Origin of the sequence: Microbacterium sp. HMWF026, from assembly GCF_003061325.1 — a bacterium.
GTDB lineage: Bacteria > Actinomycetota > Actinomycetes > Actinomycetales > Microbacteriaceae > Microbacterium > Microbacterium testaceum_E.
Map to the genome: position 1 here is coordinate 1 of NZ_QAJB01000326.1, position 4420 is coordinate 4420.

Consider the following 4420-nt stretch of genomic DNA (forward strand, 5'->3'; position numbering starts at 1 on the left):
GCGCCAGGCCTTCCGCGAGTTCGGACTCGACCCCGGTCGCGTGGGCGAGGCCGCGCGCCGCCCCGACGAGCTCGTCGCGTACCTTGAGGCGCACATCGAGCAGGGCCCCGAACTCGATCGCGCCGACCAGGCGCTCGCCGCGGTGTCGTCGATCGCGTCGGCGCGGCGCTTCCAGCTGATCGTCGAGGGCGAGGCACGTCACGCGGGCGGAACCCCGTACGACATGCGCCGCGACGCGCTGCTGGGCGCGAGCGAGGCGGCGCTCGCGGTGGAGCGGATCTGCCGCGGCGAGCACCACGTCATCGGCACGGTGGGGCAGCTCGAGGCGTTCCCCGGTGCGGTGAACGTCGTGCCGGGCGAGGCGCACTTCTCGCTCGACCTGCGGGGGGAGTTCGACGACACCCGCGATCGCACCTGGACCGCGATCGCGGCGGAGCTGGATGCCATCATGGGCCGCCGCGGACTGCGGTGGCGCTCCCGCGAGGTCCACAGCGCCCCCGCCGTCTTCTGTGAGCCCCTGCTGCAGGACGTCGTGCGCGCCGGGATCGGCGCCGAGGCCCCGACCTTGTTCAGTCGGGCCGGCCACGACGCGATGGCGATCGGGGCGATCACCGGGGTCGGCATGCTCTTCCTGCGCAACGCCGAGGGGATCAGCCATCACCCCGCCGAGTCGGTGAGGGGAGCAGACGTCGCGGCGGGCATCCGCGCCCTCGCGGAGTCGGTGCTGCACCTGGCGGCCGAGCCCCGCTGACGTCCTCGCGCGTCGCCCGCGCGAGAATGGCCGCATGACCGTTCCCCCCGACATCCTGCAGTTCTCGGCGTTCGCGGCCCAGCCCGGCGGGGGCAATCCTGCCGGGGTCGTCCTGGATGCCACCGCCCTCACCGAGGCGGACATGCAGCGCATCGCGGCAGAGCTGGGGCATCCGGAGTCGGCGTTCGTGGGTGAGCGCTCCGGCCGACGGGTCGCCGTGCGGTACTTCTCGCCCGGCGCCGAGGTTCCGTTCTGCGGTCACGCGACGATCGCCACCGCCGTGGCGCTCGCCGAGGCCGAGGGCGAGGGCGCGTTCGTGTTCGATACCGCGGCGGGCGTGGTCGAGGTCGACACGTCGCGCGATGCGACCGGTCGTGTGTCGGCGGGGTTCACCAGCGTCGAGCCGCACACGTCGGACCTGGCGCCCGAGGTCGCCGACCGCCTGCTCGACCTGCTGGGCCTGGACCGCGCCGCCCTCGATCCGCGGATGCCACTCGCCCAGGCATTCGCGGGAAACCTCCACCCGGTGGTCGCGGTCGCCTCGCGCGAGCAGTTCGACGGCTTCACCTTCGATCCGGTGCTCGTGCGGGCACTGATGGACGAACAGGGGTGGAGGGGGACGGTCATCGTGGTGCACGTCGAGGGTGATGTCGCCGACGGGGTCGAGGTCGAGGCGCGCAACCTCTTTCCCGTCGGCGACATCACCGAAGACCCGGCCACCGGATCCGCAGCCGCCTCACTCGGCGCGTATCTGCGGGATCGGCTCAGGATGCCGGCCCCCTTCACGTTCACCGTGCGTCAGGGTCGCCATGTCGGCCGTCCGAGCGTGCTCGAGGTGCACGTGCCCGCCCGCGGAGGCATCCACGTGCGGGGGACGGCGACACCGCTCTGAGCGGGGCGTTTGCGTTTGACGCCTGAGTCGCGCTCCTCGTTCCTCAGCGATCCGTTCTACGCGGTGCACCATAAGGCGAGGACGGTCTCCCGTGGCGTCGAGTAGCGCGCCCTGATGGGGCGCGCTACTCAACCTGTCCCATCAGCAGGCCTTCTTGATGAACGACACATGGTCAGTGTTGTTCTGCGTGCCGTCTCCAACCGCTCGTGCCGCATTCGCCTCGATGATGGCGTCGTTGTACCAAAGGTTGCTGCCGTCGATAAACGTCCCCCAGGAACCGACGGGAATGCCAGATCCCGGGATGTTGGGGAAGGTTGTCGTTGAGAAGTTTTGAACTGCTCTATCGGACGTAAGCGTCTTCGCGACGCCGCCCTGGACGAAACTCACCTTCATGGATCCGTCTTGCAGCATCGACCCAGAAGCGCGGGACACTCCGGAGAGGATGAGCCGGTTCCCCGCCCACAGGTCCGTGCCTGCAAGCCACCAACCCGGTACTCGGACGAGATCGGCTGACAAGGGGACACGAGGTTGCTGTTGCCAGTTCTGACCGATCGTGCCGTTGCTTCCACTGAAGGTGCGAGCGGAGTCGTTGATGAAGCCCACCTCGTCTCGCCACCCGTTTGTGAGGGACCGGGAGAGGCCGGTAGCCTTCGTCACTCCGGTGTATACAACGGAGTCGAAGTACCAAAGGTTCCCCGAATCGAGGAACGTGCCATAGGCGCCCACAGGTTCCGCAGTCGAGGGGACATTGGCCCACGTACGTGTCCCGGAGATGCTGCCGTTCGAGCCGTAGACACTCTTGGCGACTCCGTTTTGAATGAAGCTGAAGTAGTCGCGAGTGTCGCTGCGGTTCCCTCGTGCTTTGGTGACTCCACTCGCAATGACGGTATTTCCGTACCATAGGTCCGAGCCGTCCAAAAAGACTCCGAACCCTCCAACAGGAACGGCGGACGCGGGCACGTTGGCGAAGTTGAGTGTCCCGGAAGGGTTGCCATTCGTCCCGGTGAAGAACTTCGCGTAGTTGGCAGTGGCGTTCATAGCAGCGCTAGTCGCACTTGCCGTTGCAGCGCTCGCGGTCGCGGTACCCGTTCCGCCGTTGCTCGGGACGGAAATCGACGGCAGTGTCACGCGCCCGTCGCTCCCCGTGGTGTCGGTGTACGAAGTAGCACCGCCCGAGAAGCTGTAGTTGTTCGACAGGGTGACCGTCACAGCTTTTCCGCCAGCTGGTGCGTTGTTCACGGTTGCTGTCACGTAGGCGCCGTCAATGGTTCCGCATACCGGACCGGTGTACGACGACTGATCGAATGTGAGCGTCGTGTCATAGGAGGCGGCCGATGCGGGGGATGCGGTCACCGCAGCGATGGCGGGGACTGACCACGCTGCGCCCACCAGAATGGTGCGGCGCGACGGCAAGCGAGGGAAGTCAGTTTGGGGTGCAGCGGGATCCGACATGGATGAGCCTTTCTCTACGGGCTGAGCCAGCCTTGCTCTCCCGGCTGGGGTCACACCTGCTCAAGTTGTCACGAGCATCCCGGGTGATGACGTAGGGGCGTCCGGTCTATGAGCCGGGTGACTCGGTCGGGTCCGGTGCGTGCGGGCGGAGCGCGCACGCACCGGACGCCTCACGCGTCCCGCTTGATCAGTGAGATGTGATCGGTACCGTTTTGCGTACTGTCTCCGACAGCGAGCAAAACATCGGTTTCGACGATTGCGTTGTTGTACCAGAGATTCGTGCCGTCTAGGAAGGTGCCCCAGGGACCGACGGCGCGCGCGGACGCCGGTACGGCGGGGAATGTCGCCGTGCTATAGATAGTGCCGTTTACGCCAGTGACAGTGGTCGCCAGCCCGTTCGCTACGTAGCTGACCTTGTGCCACAGATTCTCGCCGATGGTCCCGGAAACGCTGGTTACGTTCGAAGCTCGGATGACATTGCTCCACCAAAGGTCGCCTCCGTTCAGCCACCATCCAGGAACTCGCGTGGAAGTCGAGGAGAGCGGTACGCGCGTGGACTGAGTCCAGCGCTGGCCTATGTTTCCAGCCAACCCGTTGAAGGTGCGAGCCGAATCGTTCAAGAGGGCGACGCAGTCGGTCCATTGGCTCTGCCCCGCGCTGAGCCCTGTGGCCTTTGCGACTCCGGTATAAACGATCGTGCCGAAATACCAGAGGTTCCCCTGATCGAGGAACGTTCCATAGGCGCCAGCCGGTTCAGCCGTACTCGGAACACTCGGCCACGTGCGCACGCCCTGAACAGACCCGTTCGATCCGTGGACGCTCAGCGCAACACCGTTCTGAACAATGTTGAAGAACTCACGTACGTTGTTGCGGTTACCTCGGGCTTTGGAGACACCGGTGGCAAGGACCGAGTTGCCGTACCAGAGATTTGTACCCTCGAGGTAAAGCCCGTACCCCCCGACTGGCACTGCATTAGACGGCACCTTGTCGAATGAGATCGAGCCGATGATCGAACCGTTGGAGCCGGTGAGAAATTCTGCGTAAGAGCCCGAGCCGCCGGCCGCCGACGCCGGCGAGGCCGGTCCGGTGGCGCTGGCGAAGGCCACCGCGGCGGGCAGGCTCAGCGCGGCAGCGGTGAGGAGCGAACGGCGCGAGAGCCCGCGCGCCGAATCGGAGGGACTGTCGAGGGTTTCGGACATGGGGTGGTCCTTTCTGGGAGCTGACGAGAGCAGGATCCCGGGGTGCGCTTGTGACGAGGCATCTGGGTTTGCGCCCGCGAGGCGGGTGACGCCAAACGGGTAGGAGGGGGTCGAGAGGGGCGGGGC

General features: G+C 66.3%; 4 protein-coding genes. 2 read left to right on the plus strand and 2 right to left on the minus strand.

The genetic code is table 11. The features are described from left to right. On the plus strand, nt 1-751 hold a 751-nt coding region (locus tag DBR36_RS12330), incomplete at its 5' end, for a M20/M25/M40 family metallo-hydrolase (RefSeq protein WP_146185346.1). A 34-nt stretch (nt 752-785) separates the two neighbouring features. Next, on the plus strand, nt 786-1643 hold the full coding sequence (locus tag DBR36_RS12335; RefSeq protein WP_108319792.1) for a PhzF family phenazine biosynthesis protein: 858 nt from the start codon (nt 786-788) through the stop codon (nt 1641-1643). 141 nt (nt 1644-1784) lie between these two features. Here DBR36_RS12335 and DBR36_RS17355 read toward each other — a convergent pair whose 3' ends face one another. Further along, nucleotides 1785-3095, minus strand: coding sequence for a hypothetical protein (locus DBR36_RS17355; protein ID WP_146185347.1), 1311 nt, complete (start codon nt 3093-3095; stop codon nt 1785-1787). Between the two features lie 170 nt (nt 3096-3265). Continuing rightward, the gene (locus DBR36_RS17360) at nt 3266-4294 is read right to left on the minus strand and encodes a hypothetical protein (protein WP_146185348.1); all 1029 of its coding nucleotides are present in this window, start codon (nt 4292-4294) and stop codon (nt 3266-3268) included. Nucleotides 4295-4420: the final 126 nt, after the last annotated feature.

What these genes read in the sequence shown, in the direction of transcription:
- DBR36_RS12335 (WP_108319792.1), top strand. Translation starts at nt 786, where the DNA reads ATGACCGTTCCCCCCGACATCCTGCAGTTCTCGGCGTTCGCGGCCCAG.
- DBR36_RS17355 (WP_146185347.1), bottom strand. Translation starts at nt 3,095, where the DNA reads ATGTCGGATCCCGCTGCACCCCAAACTGACTTCCCTCGCTTGCCGTCG.
- DBR36_RS17360 (WP_146185348.1), bottom strand. Translation starts at nt 4,294, where the DNA reads ATGTCCGAAACCCTCGACAGTCCCTCCGATTCGGCGCGCGGGCTCTCG.